This is a genomic window from Spirochaetales bacterium, assembly GCA_016930085.1.
In the GTDB taxonomy this organism is placed as follows: Bacteria; Spirochaetota; Spirochaetia; order SZUA-6; family JAFGRV01; genus JAFGHO01.
Window position 1 is genome coordinate 1 of record JAFGHO010000065.1, and the last position, 26,468, is coordinate 26,468.

Below are 26,468 nucleotides of genomic sequence, written 5' to 3' on the forward strand. Positions count from 1 at the left end.
GGAAAAGGGAAAAAGAAATAATCGGAAAAATATGGTTCAGGTCTTATTGTTATGTGAGGAATGCGTCTCGGATAACGATAAGGGAACCGTCATGAGGCGGCATCATATCATAAACGTTTTCTGCCTTTTATTCGTTCTCCAAGCAGCTTTACCATGTAAATTTCGATATACTGTTGAAAATGGGACTTGTTCTTGATCTTTTCAAACGAACGATTTTCTGAAAGGGTTTCAGCGAGATTACGGATACGGTCAAGATCGGGGGGCTTGACCCTGAAGGTATATTTTAGCCGGCGGATATAGTCCCGGATGATTGAATTGACGTCCTCGACAAGATTACTCTTTGCGACGGAATCATAGAGAGGGTTCCATCGATCGGCAAGTTTTTCCAGTTTCTCATCGATAGACATGTCATGCCCGACAAGATGATGTTTGAGTCTGATGATCGCTTTGTCAAATGCGGCCCGTGAATCCATGGAACGTCTGCGGATTTCGTATTTTTCCGTTTGAAGGTCCTGTCGGGGATTGGCCGGTTCATCCATCGGCATTCTTTCAGGAACGGTTACCGAATCATATGGATGCAACGGCAGTACATTGGTATCGGTCATTTCCTGGGTATTGGGATCCTTTCCGAAAAACAGACGTTTTAAAAAAGAGACGATCAAACGAAGAATGGGAATCGATTCCCAGAAAGGAAGATGGGATTTAGCTTCCTGAAGTATTTCCTTTCGGTCCAGAGAAAGTATCTCGAAATATGGACGAAGCATTGAAGTTTTTCTGTCAAAATATCGTTTGATTTCCTGTATTTCATTTTTTTTATCGTCTTCATCCTTGCTCGCCATGTAGAGGAGATTGTAATCCAGTAGCGTAAAAAGAATGGGAAAATGATTTTTAAGCTGTAATTCGATATTCTTTAAAAATGCTCCATCATCAAACATTATCTTTAATTTTTTGTGTTTCTTGAGTAAGATGATCCAGTTATTGAGATATGCCTTCCTCAATTCATGTGATGCCGTCAATCCCCGTTTGATGCAAAGGGGGACGATTTTCGATTTGTGAATGAAGTATTCCTTGCCGTCGACTGTCTTGAATTTAAGCAGTTCGGGTAGCGTAGTATCCTTTTTTATGGTAAGCTTATCCTGTAAATAATCGTTAATGGTCGATTTGGATATTTTTCTTATAATAGGATATCCATTGGAATCTTTTATATGGTAAATATCGGTCAGGGTGAAGATAAAAGGCGGCTTGCAGAGTTTTTTGTCGAGGATATCAAGGGCGCGTTTTTTCTCCTTTTCCTTTTGCATCACCCCTTTGTAATAGATATTATAAAAAGACAAAATATAAGCAGCCTGGCAATAATCGTGTTCTTTTGGCAGTTTATTATCCTTTGTAATGAACTCCTGGATCATGAGATTACAGAAATGTGCCCAAAATCGAAACGTAAAATCCGACATTTCATGTATGGTTTTGATGATAAAACTCGGTTTTAATACAACACTGGTCATCATTTCTCTAAGCCCCAGGTCTTTGTTTTGAAAAATTGCGGTTAATTTATTTTCTATATATCCCGAGTTTCTGGGATTATCCATATATAATTTTATTTTGTTTGCTGCAAACTCGAGCATTTTACCGCTTAAAAGGTCCTGGGTGAGAATAATCGGCTTTATTCCTTCTGGAAGAATAAGCCTGATTATTTTGCCCTCTTCGATTCTGGATGATGTCATCATCATAAGGAGGTCGGTCTTTATATTGATAACGGAAACAAGCTGCTGTGGTATGATAATGCCGAGGCTTTCCTCTGAAGGAAAGGGGATCTGGGGATCGTTCTCGATTTCCTTGTATCGTTTACGGATAATATCGAGAAAGTATTGATTGAAGAATATAATCGAAATGGCATCGTTACCGTATTCAAGAGTGCATTTTTTATTTTCACAAATTTTTTCAAGCTGACAGGTGAGGGATGAATCGGTCTGTTCGGAAAGGGTTTTAAGCACCTGGCTGGTAGCGTCATAAAGCTCGAGGTACCGTTCGACAAACGCCAAAAATTTTGAATACTCCACTCGCGGTGTTTTATATTTGAGTGCGAAACACCTCAGGAGGTACAATACCGCATCTGTGAGTGAGTCGAAACGCTGTTCGTTTTGCTTTCCGTTTTTCGACGGAGTCATGTCGTCGGACATATTTCAGGTACCTGCTAAAAATAAATGACAGTATGATAGCATACGTCTCTTATTCATATTATCGATAGAATATCGTTTTTTCTCCATAATTTTAGCTATAAAAAATCAACGTCACCCGGTAAGGTTTTATCTTATCACGTGTCCGTGGAATTTGATCGCAAAAATTGATTCACTATCGTTTCATACTCCGGTCGCATCTGTGCATAAAAGAGAATGGCCTGCAAATAACCGCGCGGTTCACCGATATCAAGCCGATTGGCATCAATTCTTTTAAAGGCAAGTCTGCCTTCTTCTGCGAGTGCTTTGAGTCCGACAGTATGATAAAATTCTCCGTTTTTATGCAGCGCCAATCCGTCTTCGAGTTTTTTGAAAATTTCAGGTGTAAAGAGAAATCGGCCGATTGATGCCTCCTTTGATGCTTCGGTTCCCGGTGGCGGTTTTTCGACAATATCTGCGACATGAACGGCATCAGACGCCATGGTGATGATTCCGTAACGGTTGAGATCCGGAGGATTATAGGCAGTCGCGAGGACGGAACAGCCCGTTTTTTCGTACTGATCGAAAAGCTGAAGCGGGACCGGGCGCGTACTGAAGAAAATATCGTCGGGATAGGCGACGATAAAAATATCGTCGCCGACAAACGCTTTCGAAAGAAGGATCGCCTGTCCTGTTCCCATCATCTTTTGCTGTCTGACAAAATAAAAATTGGCGTCGGGTGGCGTGATTATTCTGATTTTATCGAATTTTTCTTCTTTTGAAAGTACGCTTTCGAGTTCTATTTCACGATCGAGGTAATCCTCGAGGCTTTTCTTTCTTCTCGATGTTATGAGAAGTATTTCTTTTATGCCCGCAGCGATAAACTCATCGATAACGAAATCGATCGCCGGTTTATCGATAACCGGAAACATTTCCTTGGGTATCGTTTTCGTTGCCGGAAAAAATCTCGTTCCGTATCCCGCGGCGACAATGACACCTTTCACATCATTTCTCCTTTTTTATATATATATGACTCACATTTCACGGGTACACGGGTGATTCCATGAATGCAGCCAGCATGGAACGAAGTTTCGTTTCCTCGATCGCGGTTGTCGTCTTCCCGCCTTTAAATAACTTGACTTTTCCTATGGCGGCGAGCATGACAAACGACGGCTTGCCAGAACGGGCCTTTTTGTCGATATACATGGTTTCGATAATATCGTCAATACCGATATTATCCGGTATACTGAACGGAAGGCCGATATCCCTGATAAGGGAGATCTGTTCCGTATATGCCGGGGCAGAAAGATACCCGCATTTCAATGAAAGATAGGCTTCGGCCGCTATACCGGTCGCGACCGCTTCACCGTGCAACAGTGAGTAACCGGAGAGATGTTCAATCGCATGACCGATCGTATGGCCGTAGTTGAGAATTTTTCTCAAGTTATTCTCTTTCGCATCCTTTGCAACGACATCGTTTTTTATACGGCAATTGAGAGTCATTAATGACGTTATAACGGATGGATAGTCGGGACCGCCTCTCGATAATATGATATCGAGATGCTTTCTGATAAAAGAGATGAGTCCCGCGTCGCGAATAAGACCGTGTTTGATGATTTCGATGAGACCGCTTCTGTAGTTGCGTTCGTCGAGCGTCGAGAGGGTTTTAGTATCGATGAACACGCCGACCGGATGATGAAAGGCCCCGATAAGATTTTTTCCCTGAGGACAATCAACGGCGGTTTTACCGCCTATACTGCTGTCCGCCTGTGCCATAACGGTTGTGGGGATCTGATAAAATGGAATCCCGCGCATATAGGTCGCGGCGACAAAACCGGCCACATCGCCGACAACACCCCCGCCAAGGGCGATAATGATACTGTCACGCTGGAAACGGACGTCGAGGAGACGGTTATCGAGGTATCGCTTTGTCTCCATCGTTTTATGAAGCTCTCCCGCGGGAAAATCAATAAGAAATGCGTTGACACCTGCATTTTGAAGGTATTCGAGGACGAGTCCGCCATATAATTCTTTCACCGTCGAATCGGTGATAATAGCGTATTTCCTTGCGGGATAACGGTCGACGATAGTTTTCACGGCGCTTTTCAGGATATCGTAGCCGATCGAAAGCGTATATTTTTGGGGTTGAACCCTGACCCTGACGTTGATCTGTTTCATCGGTATCTCTCTTTGTTTTGTATCATTACCTGTTTTGTGCATGTGTGTCAAGAGACGGAAGAATACGTTATACGGCGCCGTTATAATAATGACGCAATGAACCTGTGGAGCGGTACATGCCGCTTTTAAGGTCACCGCCTTTGTTGTGTTCGAATGCAAATAGTACAGGATGCCATGATGGGGTAATCCTTACTTACCTCTATTGCAAAACATTTATCGGCTACCTATTGCAAAGATGATCAAAATGAATTATGCTAAAACGTGACACGGAAATAGGCATCGACTATCGTATGGCGTGACGATACGTTCGCGTCAAGGCGGTCGTCGAAATATCAGGCGGCGTCAATGGTCTGCGTGGAGTGCCTGTTTTTGGGATAGTGAAGTGATAGTGAATAAGATATTGAAAAAAATAAAAAAAACAAAGAATGAAAATAATATTAACGAAAACGAGATGCTGTCGCGTATGAAAAGTGGTTATGTTTCGTCGCGATACCGGGAATATTTCCGGTATCGGAGATACATTATAATTTTAATATAAGGAGAATGACAGACGCATGGAACCAATGAAAATTACCGTTAAAAAACTGGAGTTGGTAATGAGTGAACTCATGAATGGCTCCGAAGAGGCAAGAGGGACTTTTTTATATAAAGGTTTCCGGCTTCAAATAAGTAAATATAAGGCGTCCGGTGCGGAACGTACATCGCGGCTTTACCATAAACGACGCAAACTCGGGCTTTGTATACGATGCGGTGCAAAGGTGACGGATAAAAATCCGAGATCGGGTAAATTATACAGGCTTTGCGAATACCACAGGGATATCATCGACAGGAAAGAAAGCGGTTCGGAAAAAACATTAACAATTGCGAGAAAAACCGGGACAACAAAGTCGACGTCGGCAAAAACAAGAAAAACGGCTAAAACATCCGGAACGACAAAAAAAGCAAAAAAAACCGGATCGGCAAAACCGAAAAAAACGGCTGGAAAAAGCAGTTTGGCAAAAAAGTCGAAATCCGTAAGAACAGTGAAAAAGGGTAAAAAATAAACAGCCGTCGATTTTGCCTTTATCGAAAGGAGCGATATTAACCCGGAAGAAAAGAATCGGGGATGACGATGGTAACGAGAATAGGACGATGGGCGAATAAAAAGCTGAAGCTTTTCTTTTATGCAATGGGATTTTTTTTCCATGTGTTGAAAGAAGCCGTCTTTTTTTTCCGTCGAAAACAGGTGGCTTTTAAAGTCCTTGTAATGCAGATTTATTTTACCGGGGTAAAAGCCCTGAGTATTATTTCATTTATCGCATTAGCGATGGGTGTCATCATTATCGTACAGGGGATTACACTTCTTCCGCAATTCGGACAGGGAAAACTGATCTATGTTATTCTGACGACAATTATTACCAGGGAACTCGGTCCGATTCTGACCGCCTTTATCGTCATTGCAAGATCGGGTACGGCAATAGCGACCGAAATCGGTCATATGGTGGTCACTCATCAGATCGAAGCGTATGTCGCGGTCGGTATAAACCCGATATCCTATCTCGTCGTTCCCAGATTCCTTGGTGTCATTATATCGCTTCTTGTGCTTACTCTTTATTTCAATATAATCGGACTCTTTGCTTCATTTATGATAACGCAAGTCATCAGACCTATGCAATTTCTCGAATATTTTCAGAATCTTCTGGCGGCACTAAAGCTTTCCGATGTCATTACCTCTCTGGTAAAAAGTATCGTATTCGGTGTTATTATTTCAACGGTCGCAACCTATAACGCTTTCAAGGTAAAGGTCGCATCGACTGAAGTGCCGCAAGTTGTCATAAAAGCGGTGGGGCAGGGATTCATCCTCTGTATTCTGGCAAATGTGTTTATCACACTCATATATTATATATCGGCCAAATAACGTGAAAACGACGGCGGCTAATTATGATTACATAACGGGGGTACCGGTTACGATATGGAAAATCTGGTGACCATCGAAGGAATAAGTTTTTTATCGGAAGATTACAGTATTTTAAAGGATATTTCTCTTTCAGTGCCAAAGGGACAGTGTACGATCATTATGGGCAGTTCGGGCTGCGGAAAAAGCACGCTGCTTAAGATCATCGCAGGTATTTATCCTCCCGATTCCGGGAGAGTGATGATAGAGAACAAGGATATGCTTTTACTTTCCGACAAAGAACTCAAGGAATTCAGAAAGAAAAGCGGCTTCATGTTCCAGGATTCCGCTTTATGGGAAAATACGAATATCAGTGAAAATATATCGCTTCCCGTAAAGTTTCATTTTTCAGAACTCACGGGTGAGGAAATCAATAATCGTATAAAGACAATGGTCACGAAAATCGGATTCCTTGATTCAATACAATTGCGGCCCGCCATGCTTTCATCCGGTGAGAAAAAGGTAATATCTTTTATCCGCGCGATTATCAATGATCCCGATATTCTTTTTCTCGACGATCCCACGGAAGGTATGGATAATATGTATTCGAGAAAACTTATACAGATACTCAAGGAAAAAAAGGAAAAACAATCGACAATTGTCGCTGTTTCACACAATACGAATCTTGTTTCCCTTCTTGCGGATTATCTGATCATCCTTAAAAAGGGGACCGTTATCGAGTACGGAGAGTTCAATACCATCAAACAAAGCAACAATACATACGTAAAGGAAATTCTTTCAAAAGTATTGGGAGAAGCGGCAAGTTATGATACGGAACTGCTTGATCTTCTCAATGAATAAAAAACAAAGGCCGATCGGGTGGAAATCTCCGGTGGAACAGCCGGGGAGGTCCTCTATTGACATAATTTATGTATATGACTAGACTTACAGATGAATGTTGTATGGCCGGTGAATCGTATACGTGGATGAACGGTGAATACGCGTGTACGGCACTCGGGACGGCGAAAGAAAGACGGCACGATGAAATTACGTATTAAATATATCGACAAGGTTGTCGGGCTTTTTATTCTCATATCTGTCCTCACACTTGCGGCGCTTTTGGTCTTTATCGGGATCAGTCAGCGGTGGTTGAAAAAAAACTATTATTTTAAATCGAAATTTGAATCGGGAAGCAATCTCGAGGTCGGTATGCCGATCAAGCTCAAGGGAATAGAGATCGGGAAATTAAGCCGCATAGAGCTTGATCCCCTCGAAAGAATCGTCAATGTCGATTTTTATATCTACGAGGAATATTACAAGCATACGGTCTATGAAAATTCGGTATTACAGGTTTCGGTGAGTCCGATAGGATTCGGAACGAGTCTGGTATTCCATCCGGGTAAATTCGAAGGCCCGCCCCGCCCCGAATTACAGGAAGGCGCGTATATTCCTTCAAATCAGACAAAAGAAGGACAGGAAATACTCATGAGGGATGTCGGTGCCGCCGGGACAGGGGAAAGTGTCGGCGACCTGATCGCTTCTGTCGCCCCGCTTTTAAAACAACTCGAACCCACGATGCTCAATATCAACCAGACGCTTGTTTCGATCAATGACGCGATCATGGGAACAAAAAAAAGCAAGCTGGGAAAACTTCTGTTTGACGTGGATGATCTTGTCAGCAATGTCGACAGCATCATTACGGGAAAGGACAAAGGTCCCGTCGGTAATATAATCACGAATGTGAGTTCGATTTCGGATACCCTGGACGGTCAGGTGGATCAGGAAATGAAAAGAATCGATGGAATCCTCAAGAATGTGGAAGCGATATCATTACAGGTTTCGACCATGACAGCCGATCCGAAAGGGCTTATCGTCGATCTTGTCGATCCGAAGGGTTCACTGAAAACGCTTTTGGATGATAATAATGTCCTCTTCAACGACATCGAGGAAATGTTGGAAAGCGTGAAGGAGATTATCCGGGAAATGGAAAAAGTGGCTAAATTTATAACCGGTGTGACGCCGCAGATTTCTGGTATACTGGAAGAGGGAAAGAAAACACTCGATCAGGGACAAGATGTGCTTGAGGCGTTAAAAAACAATCCCCTTCTGTCAGGAGGAATAACGGCTGAGAGAAAGCAGCCGACGACATATCAAAGTCACCGTGATGATGAATTTGAGTAACTAACATATATGTGTTTATATGAAACGATGTGAAAACGGGAAGGAAGATGAAATTCAATAACAATGACACGACAAATAAGCCGGCGGTAACGACTGCATGCTTTGAAATAAAAATAAAATCCTTCATGAAGAAATGCCTCAATATAATCGTTTTCGTGATCGTCTGCACGGTGATGATGCATGGGTGTTCAAGCGCACCGGAAAAAAAAGAAGGGGAGGTTGAAAAAAAGAACAGGGCCGCCGAATATGCCCGGTATGGTAACGATTATTATAACCAGGGAATCTATGATCGGTCGCTTGATTTTTTTAACCTTTCGCTTGCCTATAATGGAGCGGTTTTTAATGAGAAAGGGATGATAAGCTCGTATAACTCGATAGGAAAGGTGTACAGCGCGATTGGCGATATGGAAAGTGCGGAAGAAAATTTCAGCAATGCACTCGAAATAGCCAGGAGACTCGGGACGGCCGATCTGATAGCACAGACACTGAATAACCTCGGAGAACTTTATTTCAGAACCAGGCAATTTAACGAGTCACTCGCGCATTTCGAAGAGGCACTTACCTATAAAAATAAAATACCTCGATCGGAAATCGCAGTCATTTACCATAATATGGGAACAGTCTATAAACGCCTTGACGATTTCGATACGGCTTTTTCCTATTTTAAAAAAGCACTTACAATAAACACGGAAAAGAAACTGTACGAGGAAGCGGCATCGAACCAATACATGATCGCATCACTGCATCTGGAAAAGGGCGATATTAAAAAAGCTTTGGATTCGGCTGAAAAGGCTTTATCGCTTGATAAAAAAGTGGAAAATTCCCTTGGTATCGCAAAGGATTATTATGCGTTGGGAATTATCAACCTGAGGGCTGAAAATGAAGAAGAAGCGTACCGCTTTTTCAAGCAAAGTCTTTTTATTTATCAATCACTCAAAGTAATTTATCCCAACTTTACAATCGAGCGGGAATTACAGACACTCCTCGAATATCTCATTCCACTTTCGGAGAAAATAGACGGTTCCGAAAAAGCGGATGAATACAGAGAATTACAGAAAGAGTCTGTATTACAGAAAGAGTCTGCACAATGAATACGTCAAGACAAAAAATACTCACGACTATAAACCGTATTGGATACGGGTATGCTCATGTTTTTAAAAATCTGTTTTTTTCATTATTGCTCGTTTTAATATTATTGGTAACAAGTATTATCATCGTTGTCCCTTTCTGGTTTTTTTCAACCTCCTTTACGATGAGTTATACGATATTTGTCATTGTATTGTTCTTGGTAATCGCGCTTTTCCTTTTGATATGGAAGATATCGAAAGGAAAGCATTGGAAGAAAATAGGGATGTTTTTCGCCCTTCTTGTCGAATTTGTTATGATACTTGCCCTCTATATGAATGAAGCGGTGGAAATCAATATTATCGCCGTACTATTATCGTTTGAGTTTCTTTTTTTTCTGACATTAATTAAGAAAAAAACCGAACTGATATTTCCCGGAATGGCAAAAATTATTATATTTATTGCTTTTTGCGGTCTTGTCTATGCAGTCTCTGTTTGTATAAGCAGAAATCTGTTATGGCTGGGAATACCCGTAGGGATCGTTTATTTTCTCATCTTTGGCAATCTTGTTTATGAAAAACAGAAGAATTTTAAGAAATATTTTCTCGAAAAGACCCGTGAAAAGGAAGCATAGACTCATAATATATTTCCTCTTGAACCTGTTCTTTATACGGGATATGTATGCCGATTATCCCGAACTTACATCGTTATCCAATTCGGACATACTTTACAAACAGCTTCAGGATGATATAAGCGCATATTACCGGAGTCTCTACTCCGGAAAAGAGAAAGGAAGGCCGCCACTCACTTTTTTTACGTATTCAATTGAAACGAAGGATGACCTGTTTTCGGTGTCCGCTAAGGTTAATATTCCATACGAAACACTTGCGACATTGAACAGAATCGGAAATACATCTTTTTTTCGAGATGTCGGGATGATCATCATTCCGAATACCCCCGGAATATTTGTTCCCGATGATCCCGAATCCGACCTTGAACAGATAATGCACAGCTTCAGACTTCAGGGCGGCGCCGGATCGGGTAATGGCGTCATTGTAATGGCAAAAATCAGAGAGAAAATGCAGAAATTTTATTTTTTTCCAGGAAGCAGATTCCATCCGGTCGAGCGTGCATATTTTCTCCAGATTCTTTTCCGCTTCCCCGTCAGGACGGGAAAAGTCACCTCTGCTTTCGGAAACAGAAAAAATCCTTTTTCCGGTCATCCGGAAGTCCATAATGGCATCGATATAGGGGCAAAGGCAGGTTCGGATGTCTATGCGGCACGTGATGGAAAAATAATAGAAACGGGATATAGTGAGATATATGGCAACTATATTCTGATTTCACATCCGGGAGGGTATCAATCTTTTTATGGACATTTAAAGGAAATTTGTGTAACATTATTGCAGGAGGTGTATTCGGGAATGATTATCGGAAAAGTCGGTACAACGGGACGTTCGACCGGACCTCATCTTCATTTTGAAATAAGAAGGAACGGGAAAGCGCAAGATCCCGCTACTTTTTTTGATTAACCGGGTTTATGACAATGAGATATTTTTATAATACTGTACTCACAATCATATGGGTGGCCTTGTTTACCGTAACCGCTTTTTCGGAGACTATCAGGGGTCCGATTATCGATCATATCGTTATCGAAGGGGAGGCCGGTTACAGAAAACAGGCGGAAGTCAAAGCGGGAGGTCTCATTTTTGTCTCTCTTGGTGAAAATAAAAGGTTTCTTAAGGGACTTCAGCTTCAAATCAACATGAGTGATCTGCTTAAACGGTATTCGGACTGTTTCGCCCTGGAATTATATCATTCGATTTCTCCCGATCCGGATACGGGCATTGTCGAGTTCAGCGGGAAACGGGTGTTTTTTAATGTCCTTCCCGTACTCAATAAACTCTATGTGATAATACCGGTGGGCGAAAATGGAGGTAATTCCGGATATCGACAACCCGATAAATTCGTCCTTTCGGTCCCGATACCGTTCGACCGCTTTCCGATTCTCATCTCGATTCAACCTGTCGCCAAGGGTGTTCCGGATTCTGTCCTTGAAAAGGATTTTTATTTTAATATCGAACCGGAACTCGATAAAAAGGGTATTTTGGAGCTTTCAATCAAAAAACCTGCCGGTTTGGAATCACGATTATATGATATCTATATCGATGATGTTCTCCTTGACGGAACACAAAACTCTTACATTTTTCCTGAAGGTCTCCATTCTCTTAAGGTGAGATCCGAAACGTTTACGGAAGAAAATACCAGTTTTTCGATAGAAGCGGGAAAAACAACACGGATAGAAATCATACTAAAGCGTAGTAAACCTATTCTTATTGTCGATGCGATCGAAGGAGCATCGCTTTTCCTGGATGGAGAAAAACTAAATATCACCTCAGGTGAGGAAATGGCGATTGAAGAAGGCCCTCATACGATTCTAATAAAAATAGGTAGTCAGACAATAACAAAAAAGATTGATGTAATAAGCGGAAAAAGGTATATTATATCGCTGATTTTTGATATAATAATAAAGGAAAACTAATTTTTTATACGGTCGAAGTCGATAATATCAATGTCGGTGACCTATATAGTTCCCCTCCCAGTTACTATATTACACCGGCATTTTGAGGAATAGGTCGGCTCTTTCAAGAGTCGGCCTGTTTTTTTTATGTAAAGATCTCTATCGACGATAAAGCAATCAAAATGTCGAAAATAATTAAAAAATACACGAATTTTAAAAAACAATAGGATTTCTCGGAAAAAGACGCCTGTACGGGATTTTTACCCCAAGGAGGAAGCAACGGTACGGATCGTCACGAGAATTGCGGTAAATAGTATTGACAATTTTTATATCCCGTTTTAATGTTATACATGTCATTTCCACGTCGAAAAAAACTTGTTGTCGATATACTGTTGGGAATTATTTTTGTTTTAGCCGTTGTCTTTGGGGTGCTGTTGGGACTTTCTCTTGCCGTCATGCACAGCGTCAATCTTGAAGAACTTGATCCGACAAAATCGGCCTTACCCACGCAGATTTTTGATATTAATGGAGAGCTTATATCGGAATTTTATACCGATGAACGACGGGAGATCGTCTCCCTTGACGTCATACCCGATCATCTCGTACATGCCATTCTCACAAGAGAAGATCAGGATTTTTATAGTCATCCCGGTTTCAACATAAAAAGAATCATAAGTGCCGCTTTTCATTTGATGATAGGTCAGTATGCCGGAGGAGGAAGCACGATTACACAGCAGGTCGCAAAAAACCGGTACTGTGACCGAACCGAGTTCACCCTGAGTAGAAAACTGGTCGAGTTATGGTACGCTTTCCAGCTCGAACGCCAATATACAAAAAATGAAATACTCGAGTTTTATATCAATGAAGTCCCTTTCGGAGGTGGTACGAATGGTGTTGAAGCCGCTTCCCTGTATTATTTCGGCCATTCCGCTCGTGAGATAACCCTCGCAGAATCCGTTATTCTGGCAAATCTTATCGCGGCACCCACAAAATATTCTCCCTTTCAGAATCCGGATACCGCCAGAAAAAGGCAGCAGGAAATTCTCGAACAGATGGTGGCACTCGGATATACAACGGAAGAAGAAGCGGACAAATCCTACAGGGAATATTGGGCGAGTTATGATTACACACGCGCCGGCGGCGGAATGTATGAGTTCCGGACGGATAACGCTCCATGGTTCAGCTGGTATATATTTTCACAACTCGAAGAACTCGGATTCAATGCCGATGCCATTTATAAAGGGGGGCTCAAGGTCTATACGACCCTTAATCTCGAATATCAGGAACTGGCACGCGAAATCATGGTCAGATCAATTGAAAATGTCAATAAAAAGTACGAGAATGTAAAAAATACACGGCTGCAATATGGTGATAAAGTATTTCTACCGATTATCGACCTGCTTTCGCTTACATTTAATATAAGGGATATTCGCACGGCAGGACAAAAGGAACGGCAGCGGGCAATCCAATATTACCGGGAACATCTTAACCCTCTGGTCGATTTAATGTCGACAATGTTCGGGGACGATGATTTAAAAATGTGTGCCGATTCTATCCATGAAAAAGAAAAGAAAATTGTGAAAAAGACAGAGGTTGAAGGTGCGCTTGTCTGTATCGATTCACGAACGGGACATATTTTAGCAATGGTCGGCGGAAGCAGCCTCTCAAGCAGGACGAACTGGTTCAACAGGGCCGTCGATGCAAAAGTTCAGCCCGGTTCAGCATTCAAGCCGCTTTATTATTCGGCCGCGATAGAGGACGGGGTATTAACGCCGGCATCAATGATCGTCGACGCGCCGGTGATATTCTGGAATGACGATGGGACGCCGTATACGCCGCTCAATTATAAAGGCCGGTGGTACGGAAGGGTATTGGCAAGATATGCCCTGGCCAAGTCACTCAATGTTCCTTCTCTCAAGGTCTTGAGCCGTGTCGGATTCGACAGGGCGATAGCAAACGCGAGCAAGATGCTGGGAATAAAGGATAAAAGGGAAATAGAGAGTAATTTCCCGAGAAAATATCCGCTCGGGCTTGGAATTGCCGAAGTGTCTCCCCTGCAGATGGCACGGGCATATGCGACGTTTCCGAATGAAGGGATGGCGGTCGAACCGATCGGTATCCGGTTTATCGAAGACCGTCACGGCAAGAAAATCAGGGAGCCGGAGAAGGAATTACGTGCACGGCAAAAACAGGGCGGAAACGCGTTGAGGATCATGAGTCAGCAGACAGCCTATATTATGACAGATATGATGAAGAGTGTCGTCAGTTACGGAACCCTTGCGGGACAGGCAAGGAAATTCAAGGACAGGCCGATTGCAGGAAAGACGGGGACGACACAGAACTGGTCGGATGCCTGGGCAGTAGGGTTTACACCACAGATTACGACGTCCGTATGGTTCGGATTCGATACGCCGGGCAATTCGCTGGGTGTCGATCTGAACGGGGCCGCGATTGCCGGGCCTGTATGGGGAGAGTTCATGTATCGGCTTCACAACAACCTCCCTGTGGAAGAATTTAAAAAACCTGAAACGGGATTAATCGAGGTTGAAATATGCGCGAAATCGGGATTGTTACCGGACCTCGAAGGATATTGTAAAAATGAGACGAGACTCGAGTTGTTTAAAAAAGGAACCGAGCCAAAGACGTACTGCGATCTCCATCGGACTGAAAGCGAACGGCGGGCTAAAATAAAATCGAAATTACATGACGCACTTTATTATGATGATCCACAGGAAATAAGTATGTCTGAATTCGAAAAAAGTCTTGCAGAGGATACGGAAGGAGAAACGGTATCAGGGGTTACACCGGAACCGGAGGATGCTGAAAGCGGGAATTACATCGATTATGATGAGGAAGATGAAGTTGATATTTTTCAGAATAACCCTCTGCTTGATGAGTAGAAACCGGCGTCAGGCAATTATCCTGCGATGAAAGGATTGTATCGGTATGCAACTTCCTGTTGATGCAATAAAAATTAAAAAACGAATACGAAAAGATCTGGGTGACCTCTCTCCGCTTGTAGCAAGTATTAAAAAATACGGACAATTGAGTCCGATCATCGTCGATCCGGACTATATATTGATTGCAGGGCACAGAAGGCTCGAGGCGGTAAAACGACTGGGTTTACGGACAATAGAAGTCATTGTCACCGACAGTGAGAATGAGATCGATAAGATCGAGATCGAACTCGAAGAGAATATACAACGGAGAAATCTTTCGACAGATGAAATTTCAGACGGCATTAACACCCTGCACAGGCTGAGGAATCCGAATATAATTCAGCGGATTATCAATTTTTTCAAACGGCTTTTTCGATGGCTGATTAAAAACCTGAGAAATGGCAAAACACGCTCCTAGCGCCAGTTTCCAATCATGATGAACGGGGCCCAATAGAATGGGTGTGAGTAGCGTTTGTCGCGTAGCAGCATAAGCTGAGCCGTCCGTAACGCGTCGAGTTTATCGTTATCAACGTCATTGAGTTCCCTATAAAATGATATGACAAATTCACTTGTCGATACATCATCGACTTCCCAGAGTGTGGCGATAAGTGTCGGCGGACCGGCCATGGCGAAAGCTTCCGCCAAGGATAACAGCTCGGACCCGTTTCCCCCCGATGTATCCATCGCGGTCTGACAGGCGGAAAGAAATACAAGACCGGTTTTTTCTCGAAGTGCCGTGTATCCGGCAACTTCGAGCAATGTCAGTCTTTTTTCTTCATTTGTTTTCCCGGCAAAAAGAAGATACGATTCGAGGGGATTATTGAGAATAACCCCATGAGTGGCGAGATGAATGATGTCGTAATTTTTGGCGTACATGAAAAATTTTTCTTTTGTCGCTTCCGATTTCGTCAAAATAACCGCGTTTGTCGTAAATACTTCTTTTTTAAGCATTTCTATTTCTTTCGATGCAGCAGGGAGACTGCCGTCGGGATTACCGAGCGCGAGAATATTCTTTAATTTCCTTTTGTCTGCTTTAAGCATATCGGTGAACGTCGCGGAAGTCGTGTATGAAACTCTTTTCGTTTCGACGAGATAATGGGGATCTGTACATTCATCGGTGATGAGGGCATGAAAGGGGAGGTAATAGAGAATACCGAAGGGAACGATCACTATGTTTTCGAACATTTCCATTTCTTTCTCGACGGGTTTGATCAGGACGGTGTATAATTTTTTCCCTTCTTTGACAAGATCGTTCATCCGGGGAGAGTGAGGTTTCTGACATAATCGCAAGTAATCCAGTACGGAGCGTTCCAGTACGGCAGTTTCGATCTCGACGGATTTTGCAAAAAAGTAATCCTTTCCGATGCAAAAAATATAAAGACCATTATCCGAAATAAAATATTCAAGAATCAGGCTGCCTGCGGGTATATCCTTCTGAATATCGGCTAGTGTTGTCGGAGTGATTGTAAGGGCATCATACATTTTTCTGTTTTGAACCTTTAATTTTAGCATCCATTGATTGAACTCCCCTTCTGTTGTGGCAAGTGTGTTGCTTAGTATCCGTATTTTTACCTTGTCCTGTTCTTCGACCGGTTTTCCCTTTTCCTCCTGAAGCTTTTTTTCGATAGCATCTTTCTTTTTCTCGTATTTGTCGACATTGACCAGCGTCTCCTTGAGAGTCGCGTCGAAAGCTTTCGGCTTTACTTCACCGAACGCATCCTTGATGATCTTGGATTTACTTTCTTCGATATACTTGAACGCTTCCTCCTGCCTGTCCCCCTTGATAAGGGCTTCGATAAGCCGTTTATAGACATTAATCTGACGTTCCTGTTCGGAAAAACCCTTTTTTTGAGTATCACTCGTTATCCTGTTTTTTATGGCGGAAAGAGTGTCGACGGCGGCAAGGTAATATTCAATCGCTTTCCCGCTGTTCTTTTTCGATTCATAATCGATACCGGCATTCAGCTGATATTTCCATTTCTCGGAATTATTTCCAAGGGAGGTGGCTATTTCTATCGCTGAAAGATGACAGGCAAGCGCATCGTCGTATCGTTTCATTTTCTGTAATGTTTCACCCTTCTCATTAAGCCCTTGCATTTCCGTATATTTATTGTTCAAAGAGCGAACAATAGCGAGCCCTTCGTCGTGAAAGGCCAACGCACGTTTGTAATCATGTTGCCGTGAGTAAGTGACACCGATATTGGAGGTCGCCACGCCGTCAAGGAGCGTATAGCCGATAAGTCTCGCAATGGTAAGTGATTCGGTAAAACATTCGAGTGCCTTGTTGTAGTCTTTGGTAAACTCGAGGTGTACCCTGCCGATATCATTCAATGCAACCGAACGTTCGGATTTGTTTCCGAGGGCCGTCGCTGTATCCAGAAAGTGTCTGAAAGCCTTGAGTGCGTTGTCACCATCGCCGAGATCAAAATAAATATCACCTATCCCACGGTACGACCAGAGTTCATTCACGTGATCGTCATCTGCTCTTGCTTTCGTGAGCGCTTTCAGCTTGAAATCGAGGCCTTTCGAGTAATCGCCGCTGTCGACATAGGCACTCCCTATTTCGCTCAGTGTCGTTGCTTCGCCGCTTGAGTTCATTATTTTCTGATGGATCGAAAGCGCCCGCTCGTAATACTCGAACATGAGTTCGGTTTCCCCGAGAAGGCCAAAAGTACTGCCGAGTGGGACAAGGGTCATGGCCGCTTCATTTGAAAGATCATTATTCGAATGATAAATCTCTTGAGCCCGTTGTTTGTAATCCATCGTATTATCGAAATCACCGATACTTTTATAATAATCACCTAACGATGATAGATAATGTGCTACAAGCGTCTCGTTGCCCGCCTCATCGGCCAGGATGCCCGCCTGCTTGTAGCAGGAGAGTGCGTCGGTATGGTTGAACATATTCGCATGGCACCATCCCATACGAAGGAGACACCATATTTCTCCTTCTTTCGCGCCAACTTCCCTGTAGGCAGAACGGGCCAGTTGTGCGTATTCAAGTGAATGTTCGTATTCGGCGCGGTTGTAGAAATCGCCTGAAATAGAGTAAAGGTGTTTCGCTTCTTTCCCCTTGCGGGCCGTTTCCATGAGTTTGAAAACCGAATCAGGATCGGCTCCCTTTTGAACCGCCCTTTCAAAGTCGGTAAGCGCGTCATCGAAATACTCCCAGTAAAGATCGTTTTCACCGAGTTTACGATATACCGCAGGATCATCCGGATTCTTTTCAAGCAGTATTTGTGCGTCGATGTAGGCAATCCATGCGTTCAGGTTGTAGTTTTTTCTGATCCCGAAAGCCTTTTCGATATACGTTTTTGCCTGTTCGTATTTGCCAAGGCGACAGTACGAATATCCAAGATAGGCGAGGGCGACGGGATCGTTTCGTTTCAACTTGATGACCCTGTTCAGTTCAATAATCGACTGCCCGTAATCTTCGAGCCCATAAAGCGCTCGTCCGAGTCGAAGCCGCGCCCCGACATTATTGCTGTTCATATCCAGAAGCTGTTTTGTTTCAAGCAGACATTCAATATCGATAAGGTCGTTACGTGCTTCCCAGTAATCCTTGTCGATCTCGAGACTCTGGCGGAGATACTTCCGGGACTCACTGTAATCGCCTTTGATGGCATACGCGGTACCAAGATTTCGAAGGGGATATTTATAGTCGGGGTCGCAGTCGACCGCTTTCAAAAAGCTTTCGATCGCTTTATCGATCAAAGAGCGTTTCAGATATATATACCCCCGTATATTGTAACCCCACCCGTCTTCCGGATTTATCGTAATGCCTTTTTCGACCCAATCGAGCGCCTTTGTATAATCTTTTTTTTCTTTGTAACAATTGCTCAGGCTGATATAGCTGTCATAATGACCTGAATCGATATCGAGAATTTGAGTGTAGATATCGATCGCGCTGTCATAGAAATTCCAATCGAACATTTTATCCGCCATTTCATCCAGAATATCGATCCTGCCGGCATTATCATGTATTTCAGTGCACAAAGAAACGGCATTACGCCACCAGGTTTTTGCCTGTTCGAAATCTCCGCTTTCCCAATAGTCAAGCGCCCATTTCTGGTACTGATATGCTTTACGTCGCTTTGTCGTTGCGATGATGAGTTTCCATACTTTTTCGTTGTCCGGTTCCAGTTCGAGGGCCTTTTTATATTCTGAAATAGCCTCATCGTAGTCTTCCCATTCGTACCACAGATTACCGGTTGTTATATAGGCTTCGCCCCGGGGCGTTCCTTTCTGTTCCTCGCGTGCCTTCGTATAGGTAAGCCACATTGTAATATTTTTATTATCGGGATCCCGCACGAGAAGATCTTCAAAAACCTTCCGTGCTTCGCCGTATCGTCCCATTGCCGTATATGTATAACCGATATATTTATTGAGGTCGAATGTATCGTATCCGAGTTCACGCGCCCCGGTGTATTCGGTCAATGCTTCTTTATACAGGTCGATCTCGTAGTACTCATTACCGAGTTCGAATTTTGCGATAACATCCCGCGGGTCTTCCTGAAGCATTTTTTTGTGCTTCAGCATACTGTTGATACGATCGACACCTTTTACCGCTCGGGTAAAATCAGGCAATATATCAAGGGCTTTTTTGTAGGCCTCGACCGCTTTTTGATATTCGCCTTTTTTGACAAGACGATCGCCGCGATCGGCATAGGGGGAGGCCAGGATTCGTTTTTTTTCAGGTTCCCCGGAACGGGTCTGGTTGATCACCCATGTCGAGTAGGTTTCGATAAATGTCCAGTCGTAATTGATATAATCGCCCGGATAATAACTGACATACTCGATATAGTTTTTGATTTCATCAATGGTTGTTTTTGTAAAGGCCTCTCCCCAGGAAAGACCGTCAAAAATACCGCCTTTTACAATTTTACCGTCAGACCATACATCGACATCATCGGAGAAACGGTGAACCTCATCGAGCAAAAGGCGGTAGATGTGGTCGAAATTGGTTTTTGACGGATCATCGATAAGATCTTTCAGGAGAAAAAAGGGTTCACCGTTATAGTAGTCCAGGAAGGAAATATCGAATAACGCGATTCTACCAAGGTCTTCGCTGACGAGCGATGAGGGGATATCGGCCTGTACTTCGCAATAATCACCGACAAGAACCGTATCGATCATCATGGTTACCGCTACAGACGATGTGTCGGGGAACGTTTTTTTTATTGTCCCGCGGGCAATGTCAATATCCCATTCGATCTGCGCATACCCGTCTCCCCTGTTGTACCGTATGACACATTCGAGCCCTTCTTCTATATTATCAGCAGATCCCCTGTTGATCGTCAACTCTTTGTCATCGGCTGAAATCCCGATGACCCTCGCGGAAACTGCCTCACGGGAAGTTTTTCCGCCGGAAGCGCCGGAGAAAAGAATGACGGATGCAAGGATGAGGGCGGCGGTAGAATAAAAGGTTATTTTTCTCATATATTTAAATGTAGGTCTTTTTGGATCGGCTTTCAAGTGGAAGCGGCTGGATGTTACCGGTATCATGCACCTCACTCGTCTCACCGCTGGGACGGTGTGATGTTGAAATGATAGTCCATCATCGTTTTACTAATACACCGGGGGATATCATGCGGCATTCAAAGAGGCACGCACGAAGGGGATTTCACGTACGGGCGTGCACATTAATCGAATTTATCCACGGGGCTGTCTATATATACAACCAGATGTATATAAAAACCTCAAGAAAACTAAAAAAGCTCTCAGCGTATCCGCACCTCGTTCGTCCAGACGCAGCGGTACGGCAGCTGAACGGTGCCGTACCGCTGCGTCTGGTCGGAGGCATCCGTGCTCCACTGGTCGGCATAGGACGACGTTTCAGGATCATACGTTCCCGTCCATCCGACGACTTCCTGCTGGTCATAGCGAGCCCTGTCCGAAGTCCAGATGAAATTGCCAGATCCGTTCGGCAGACCGTCCCTGATCGTGGAAGTGAAAACGGACTCGGGGGGAATGAATGCGTGGTAGAAGGCCGCTTCACGGACCGCCGAATTGTAGGTCACCTCCGGCCTGTCGAAGGTATCCATGGCAAAGCGGTTCCCGTTCATGGCGACCCGGAATCCGTCCTCACCAGGGGGTCCGTACACATAGCTTTTCCTGAAGGTGTCGTATTCCTTGTCCGGCCAGACGCAGCGGAAATAGCACGAACTCGTCTTTGTATAGTTGGTGCCATTCCCGTCACTCAGCCTCACCGCGACCATATTGTCCGGACTGAAACCGATCATTGTCCATAAATAATAACTTTCATCCGGCGAGCTGATCGATCCGCCGAATCCGTTCGGGTTATTGTGGCAGTTTCTGTAGAGTTCGGTTATCGTCGGCAGCCTGCCGCCTTTGCTTTTACAGATCGCGTCCGCGTTTTCCCAGGTGGTCTGAGCCCTGACCGTCGCGTCCCATGAGTATCCCCACGGATCGATGCGGAATCCGGAGCCGGGACCGGCTGCGAAATCCCTATCGGAGATATTCTGTTTCACATCGATATAAAAGGTACCGGGGGTAAAATCGAATCCGGTTCGGCGCAATTGATACAGAGAAAGGTGCACAATATACCCGCGATAACGATCATGCGATTTTTTTTCATACTGTCTCTCCTTTGGTTATATAGATGATAATAAATGAATGATATGAGTTTACTAACAAAAGAAAAAACTTTTTAGCACTTCATTACGTTAGAACAGATTAGCTTGGAAAAGCCGGTTTGTAAAGAATAAAATCATGGCGCCTTAACCGCGATACCGCTGATTGGGTTTTTTTGTTTGTAAATCACGGTATCGGACTTGACATTCGGTTTGGAATATATTAAATATTATAAAGACGATTGAAATAGTAGTGATTAACATTATGATACAATAATGAAAGGCGGTTTTCAATGAGACTTTCCAAACGGACACGATACGGGCTGCGATTCATGTTCGAACTTGCCCTCAATGAAGAGGGAAGACCAGTGCAGCTTAGTGACATCGCCAGGAAAGAAGAGATTTCAAGGAAATTCCTGAGTCAAATAGCAATTCCCTTAAAGGGTGCCGGTATAATACAGTCGAGCAGGGGAGTAAACGGAGGCTATTCACTTTCCAGATCCCCGAAAGAAATTACCGTTGAGGAGATAGTAAGGGTTCTTGAAGGCGATACATCACTCGTCGAATGCGTTGAGGATCCCCCGATCTGTCACCGGATCGGATATTGTGTCACACGGGATGTATGGGGTATGCTATCCGCTGAAATTTCGGGACTGCTTCGCTCGATCAGCCTGGCCGATCTTGTGGACAAGGCACAAAAGCAGAAGGAAGATGCCGCGATCGACTTTCAGATATAGTCCGGAAAGCGGAAGAACATTATCGTTTGATATTGCGGAAGGAAAAGGAGGAAAGGCATGAAGATAGCTGAAAATATGACGAAACTCACGGGACATACCCCGCTGGTAAAGCTTTCTGCAATCGGCAGGGAATCCGGCGCCGTCATTGTCTGTAAATGTGAGTTTTTCAATCCCTGTTCGAGTATAAAGGACAGAATCGGTGTGGCAATGATCGAGGATGCCGAAGCCGCAGGGCTCATCGACAAAGAGACGGTAATTATCGAACCCACAAGCGGAAATACCGGTATCGGCCTTGCATTTACCTGCGCGCAGCGCGGCTACAGGCTGATTCTTACTATGCCGGAGAGCATGTCTCTTGAACGAAGAAAGATACTCACCCATCTCGGGGCGGAACTGTCACTTACCCCGGCGGAAGAAGGGATGGGGGGGGCGATCCGGAAGGCGGAAGAAATTTTAACGTTATACGCGAAATCATTTATGCCGCAGCAGTTCAAAAACAGCTCGAATCCTGAAATTCACCGAAAGACAACGGCGATCGAGATCTGGGACGACACGGACGGTACGGTCGATATATTTGTCGCCGGGGTCGGCACCGGAGGGACGATTACCGGAGTCGGTGAAGTACTCAAGAAAAAAAAACCGGGGGTAAGAATAGTCGCGGTCGAACCCGCGGAATCGCCGGTGTTATCGGGCGGTAGTCCGGGGTCACACCGTATTCAGGGAATCGGCGCCGGATTCGTTCCCGATAATCTCAACAGGAATATAATCGATGAGGTTCTGACAGTGACCGGTGAGGAGGCAATCGCCATGTCGGGGCGTCTCGCTAAGGAAGAAGGAATCCTGTCCGGTGTTTCGGGCGGCGCTGCGGTACAAGCGGCGCTCAGTGTGGCCGAGAAAAAAGAAAATGCGGGCAAACTTATCGTCGTCATCCTGCCGGACACGGGAGAACGTTATCTTTCGGTATGGTAAGCGTTGACGGGAAAGGAAAAAGAATGAAAAACGAAAAATATCATTTTGAAACACTCGCCCTTCATGGGGGCCATGTTCCGGATCCTTCGACATTAAGCAGGGCGGTACCCGTACACAGAACGACATCGTATCTGTTCAGGGATACCAGCCATGCGGCCGACCTTTTCGCGCTCAGGGAACCGGGAAATATTTATACAAGAATCATGAATCCCACCCAGGATGTCCTCGAGAAGCGGATCGCCCTTCTCGAAGGGGGCGGCGCCGCGCTTGCCGTCGCTTCGGGCACATCCGCGATATTTTATTCCGTCATCAATATATGTGTTTCGGGCGACGAGATCGTTTCGGCGAACAATCTCTACGGCGGCACGTTTACCATGTTCAATGATATTCTCCCGAAGTTCGGTATAACCGTCAGATTTGTCGACCCGCGCGACCCGGAAAATTTCAAACAGGCGATAAACGGCAAAACACGGGCGCTTTTTTGCGAAACCATCGGGAACCCGGTGCTGGATGTGACAGATATCAGTGAAGTGTCCGGTATCGCGCACGAAGCGGGCATTCCCCTGATCGTCGATTCGACGTTCACAACGCCGTATTGCGCGCGGCCTATTTCTCATGGCGCCGATATCGTCGTTCATTCGCTGACAAAGTGGCTGGGCGGCCACGGGACGGCGATCGGAGGCATTGTCGTGGATTCGGGAAAATTCCCCTGGGCGGAAAACGGCCGTTTCCCATTGATTAACGAACCGGATGAAAGTTACCACGGAATGCGGTGGGCACATGATCTCGGCGAAAGCAATCACCTCGCCTATATCGTCAGAATGAGGGTCGTCGCGCTCCGAAATCTCGGAGCGTGTCTATCGCCGGACAACGCATGGATGTTCCTCCAGGGGATCGAGACACTCCCATTGAGAATGGCCCGTCATTGTTCGAACGCACTCGCGGTAGCGAAATATCTTTCAGGCCATCCCGGGGTCGCATGGGTGAGGTACCCGGGCCTGGAATCCGACCCCGCGTATCCGGTCGCGAAAAAATATTTCACCCGCGGATTCGGCGGAATGGTCGTATTCGGGCACAAAGGGGGACGGGAAGCCGGTGAGAGGTTTATCGACCGGCTCGAACTTATTTCGCACCTGGCAAACGTTGGTGATGCGAAAACGCTCGCGCTTCATCCGGCAAGCACCACGCATTCCCAGCTGACGGAGAAACAACAGAAGCTGGCCGGTCTCTCGCCGGGCCTGATTCGCCTTTCGATCGGGATCGAACATCCGGATGACATAATCGGTGATATCGAGCATGGTCTCAAGGGATAGCGCCGTGCGCGGGTGTGCGTGGTTGTTGCCACAGACAGGCGGGGAGTAACTGAATGGGAAAAAGCGGGATCGAAAGCAGTGATGACCTCAGGGCGGCCCGTCCGCTCGAATACGGACGCACCTTTCACCTCGGAAAACCAGTCTCACTTGAAAAAGGCGGCGTGCTTGAAAACATATCGGTCTTTTACGAAACGTACGGCGCCTTGAACAGGGAGAAAAGCAACGCCGTTTTGATATTCCATGCGTTAAGCGGTGATTCCCATGTTGCATCTCATGATGAAACGGACGATCCGGGATGGTGGGAAATCGCGGTGGGGCCGGGGAAGCCGGTGGATACTGAGAAATACTTCGTGATCTGCGCGAATGTCCTCGGCGGGTGCCGTGGAACGACGGGCCCAAACAGTATCAATCCGCTAACCGGTCAGCGTTACGGCATTGATTTTCCGGTCATTACGATTGACGATATGACCGCGGTTCAATACCGTCTCATTGAATATCTCGGGGTCGGGAAGCTTCTTGCCGTCATCGGCGGATCGATGGGGGGACACCTCGTGTTGAGTTGGGCCCGGCAATATCCCGATAGTTTCGGGGGCGCGATCGCGATAGCGACATCCCCCCGGCTGACGAGTCAGGCACTGGCGTTCGATATCGTCGGCCGCAACGCGATCATGCACGATCCGAACTTCAGGAACGGGATGTATACGGAAGCGGGGACGGCCCCCGATGTCGGTCTTGCGATCGCGAGAATGATCGGGCATATCACCTACCTTTCGAGAGAATCAATGCAGGAAAAGTTCGAAGCGGACAGAAACAGGCCGAAAGAAGTGGTTACACGATTCGAATCGCGTTTTTCCGTGGGTTCGTATCTGGGATACCAGGGAGACAAATTCGTCGAACGATTCGATGCCTTGAGTTATATATTCCTTACCCTCGCCATGGACATGTTTTCAATCGGGGTCGATATCGAAAGTATCGGATCGGCGTTCGGGAAAGCCGCAGGAAAGTGGCTCGTGATGAGTTTTTCGAGTGACTGGCTTTTTCCTGAAGACCAGTCGCGGCTCATCGTCGATTCGCTGATTTCACGGGGAAAGGAAGTAAGCTACTGTCATGTAACAAGTTCATGCGGCCATGACGCCTTTCTGCTTAAAAACAATATCGATACATACGGTGAAATGATACGCTTTTTCCTCGACAATCTCGATATCGGCGGGCAGGAAAAAGGAAAACCTTCTCGCGGGAGCGGGCAGAAAAAAGGAAATATGACTTCGGTGACCGATATCGCTTCGAACAATATTTTTACATCCGGACGTATCGATTACGAGATGATCATCGGTCTTATTCCCGAACAAAGCAGCGTGCTGGATCTCGGATGCGGAAGGGGGGAGTTGCTTTCTCTGCTCAAAGAGAGGGGGCACAAACGGCTTTCGGGCGTCGAAATAGACGAATCGGCGATCCTTTCATGCGCGGGAAAGGGACTCAATGTCATCCATGCCGATTTGAACAACCAGCTCCGGCAGTTCACGGACCGTCAGTACGATATCGTGGTTCTGTCACAGACACTACAGGTAATCGACGATATTGAAGGATTATTATGCGACATCGTCCGGGTTGGAAAAAAGGGAATCATCAGCATACCGAACTTCGCTTATTACAAACTGAGGCGTATGCTTTACCATGAGGGGAGGGCACCTGAATCCCCCGGCGTGCTCAAGTACAAGTGGTATAATACCCCGAACAGGCGTTTTATGTCGATAGACGACGTAAAGGAGTTATGCCGGCTTAACGGGATACGCGTCCGTCTTTTAAAGGCGTTCGATACGGAAGAGGGGAAAGAGGTCGGCGAACGGCCCAATTACTATGCCGATATCGCCGTCATGGTGATAAGCCGGTAAGGGAGAAAGGGAGGGAGGCGCGGCTGTCTTCATGTTTTCAATGATGCCTTTCAT

19 protein-coding genes are annotated in these 26,468 nt (G+C 45.2%); 14 read left to right on the plus strand and 5 right to left on the minus strand.

Annotation, left to right across the window (positions count from 1 at the left end; translation table 11 throughout):
- Nucleotides 1–107: 107 nt before the first annotated feature.
- The 3 genes from JW881_11485 to aroB all read right to left on the minus strand — a co-directional run bounded on the left by JW881_11485 (nt 108) and on the right by aroB (nt 4,331).
- Nucleotides 108–2,177 carry a hypothetical protein gene (locus JW881_11485; GenBank protein ID MBN1698127.1) on the minus strand — a complete coding sequence of 690 codons (2,070 nt, stop codon included), beginning with the start codon at nt 2,175–2,177 and terminating at the stop codon, nt 108–110.
- 134 nt (nt 2,178–2,311) lie between these two features.
- Entirely contained in the window at nt 2,312–3,157 is an 846-nt protein-coding gene (locus JW881_11490; protein MBN1698128.1) for a UTP--glucose-1-phosphate uridylyltransferase, read from the minus strand.
- A gap of 37 nt (nt 3,158–3,194) precedes the next feature.
- On the minus strand, nt 3,195–4,331 hold the full coding sequence (gene aroB / locus JW881_11495) for a 3-dehydroquinate synthase (protein MBN1698129.1): 1,137 nt from the start codon (nt 4,329–4,331) through the stop codon (nt 3,195–3,197).
- 554 nt (nt 4,332–4,885) lie between these two features.
- Between aroB and JW881_11500 the strand changes: the two genes are divergently transcribed.
- The 10 genes from JW881_11500 (at nt 4,886) to JW881_11545 (ending at nt 15,328) form a co-directional block, all read left to right on the plus strand.
- On the plus strand, nt 4,886–5,374 hold the full coding sequence (locus JW881_11500) for a hypothetical protein (GenBank protein ID MBN1698130.1): 489 nt from the start codon (nt 4,886–4,888) through the stop codon (nt 5,372–5,374).
- Nucleotides 5,375–5,436: 62 nt separating this feature from the next.
- Entirely contained in the window at nt 5,437–6,228 is a 792-nt protein-coding gene (locus JW881_11505; protein ID MBN1698131.1) for an ABC transporter permease, read from the plus strand.
- A 54-nt stretch (nt 6,229–6,282) separates the two neighbouring features.
- Nucleotides 6,283–7,065, plus strand: coding sequence for an ATP-binding cassette domain-containing protein (locus tag JW881_11510; GenBank protein ID MBN1698132.1), 783 nt, complete (start codon nt 6,283–6,285; stop codon nt 7,063–7,065).
- A gap of 180 nt (nt 7,066–7,245) precedes the next feature.
- The gene (locus JW881_11515) at nt 7,246–8,385 is read left to right on the plus strand and encodes an MCE family protein (protein MBN1698133.1); all 1,140 of its coding nucleotides are present in this window, start codon (nt 7,246–7,248) and stop codon (nt 8,383–8,385) included.
- Nucleotides 8,386–8,432: 47 nt separating this feature from the next.
- Nucleotides 8,433–9,476: a tetratricopeptide repeat protein gene (locus JW881_11520; GenBank protein ID MBN1698134.1), complete on the plus strand. Its 1,044-nt coding sequence runs from the start codon at nt 8,433–8,435 to the stop codon at nt 9,474–9,476.
- Nucleotides 9,473–10,084 (plus strand): hypothetical protein, encoded by a 612-nt coding sequence (locus JW881_11525; GenBank protein ID MBN1698135.1) that lies wholly within the window; start codon nt 9,473–9,475, stop codon nt 10,082–10,084. The genes JW881_11520 and JW881_11525 overlap by 4 nt, the downstream gene beginning before the upstream one ends.
- Nucleotides 10,068–10,982: a M23 family metallopeptidase gene (locus JW881_11530; protein MBN1698136.1), complete on the plus strand. Its 915-nt coding sequence runs from the start codon at nt 10,068–10,070 to the stop codon at nt 10,980–10,982. Before JW881_11525 ends, JW881_11530 begins: the two co-directional genes overlap by 17 nt.
- Before the next feature lie 14 nt (nt 10,983–10,996).
- Nucleotides 10,997–11,992 carry a hypothetical protein gene (locus JW881_11535; GenBank protein MBN1698137.1) on the plus strand — a complete coding sequence of 332 codons (996 nt, stop codon included), beginning with the start codon at nt 10,997–10,999 and terminating at the stop codon, nt 11,990–11,992.
- 329 nt (nt 11,993–12,321) lie between these two features.
- The gene (locus JW881_11540) at nt 12,322–14,871 is read left to right on the plus strand and encodes a PBP1A family penicillin-binding protein (protein MBN1698138.1); all 2,550 of its coding nucleotides are present in this window, start codon (nt 12,322–12,324) and stop codon (nt 14,869–14,871) included.
- A gap of 46 nt (nt 14,872–14,917) precedes the next feature.
- Nucleotides 14,918–15,328, plus strand: coding sequence for a ParB N-terminal domain-containing protein (locus tag JW881_11545; GenBank protein MBN1698139.1), 411 nt, complete (start codon nt 14,918–14,920; stop codon nt 15,326–15,328).
- On the opposite strand, the gene JW881_11550 is transcribed toward JW881_11545, so the two are convergent.
- Together JW881_11550 and JW881_11555 are read right to left on the minus strand one after the other, a co-directional pair.
- A complete protein-coding gene (locus JW881_11550; protein MBN1698140.1) occupies nt 15,325–20,349 on the minus strand; it encodes a tetratricopeptide repeat protein in 5,025 nt (1,674 codons plus the stop codon). The genes JW881_11545 and JW881_11550 overlap by 4 nt on opposite strands.
- A gap of 281 nt (nt 20,350–20,630) precedes the next feature.
- Nucleotides 20,631–21,401 carry a hypothetical protein gene (locus tag JW881_11555; GenBank protein MBN1698141.1) on the minus strand — a complete coding sequence of 257 codons (771 nt, stop codon included), beginning with the start codon at nt 21,399–21,401 and terminating at the stop codon, nt 20,631–20,633.
- A 395-nt stretch (nt 21,402–21,796) separates the two neighbouring features.
- Between JW881_11555 and JW881_11560 the strand changes: the two genes are divergently transcribed.
- Genes JW881_11560 through JW881_11575 form a run of 4 tightly spaced genes read left to right on the plus strand, consistent with a single transcriptional unit; the run spans nt 21,797 to nt 26,414 of the window.
- Nucleotides 21,797–22,240: an Rrf2 family transcriptional regulator gene (locus JW881_11560; GenBank protein ID MBN1698142.1), complete on the plus strand. Its 444-nt coding sequence runs from the start codon at nt 21,797–21,799 to the stop codon at nt 22,238–22,240.
- 57 nt (nt 22,241–22,297) lie between these two features.
- Complete coding sequence (cysK, locus tag JW881_11565) at nt 22,298–23,209, plus strand: cysteine synthase A (GenBank protein ID MBN1698143.1); 912 nt, start codon at nt 22,298–22,300, stop codon at nt 23,207–23,209.
- A gap of 23 nt (nt 23,210–23,232) precedes the next feature.
- On the plus strand, nt 23,233–24,522 hold the full coding sequence (locus JW881_11570; protein MBN1698144.1) for an O-acetylhomoserine aminocarboxypropyltransferase/cysteine synthase: 1,290 nt from the start codon (nt 23,233–23,235) through the stop codon (nt 24,520–24,522).
- A 53-nt stretch (nt 24,523–24,575) separates the two neighbouring features.
- Nucleotides 24,576–26,414 carry a homoserine O-acetyltransferase gene (locus JW881_11575; protein MBN1698145.1) on the plus strand — a complete coding sequence of 613 codons (1,839 nt, stop codon included), beginning with the start codon at nt 24,576–24,578 and terminating at the stop codon, nt 26,412–26,414.
- The last annotated feature ends 54 nt before the right edge of the window (nt 26,415–26,468 follow it).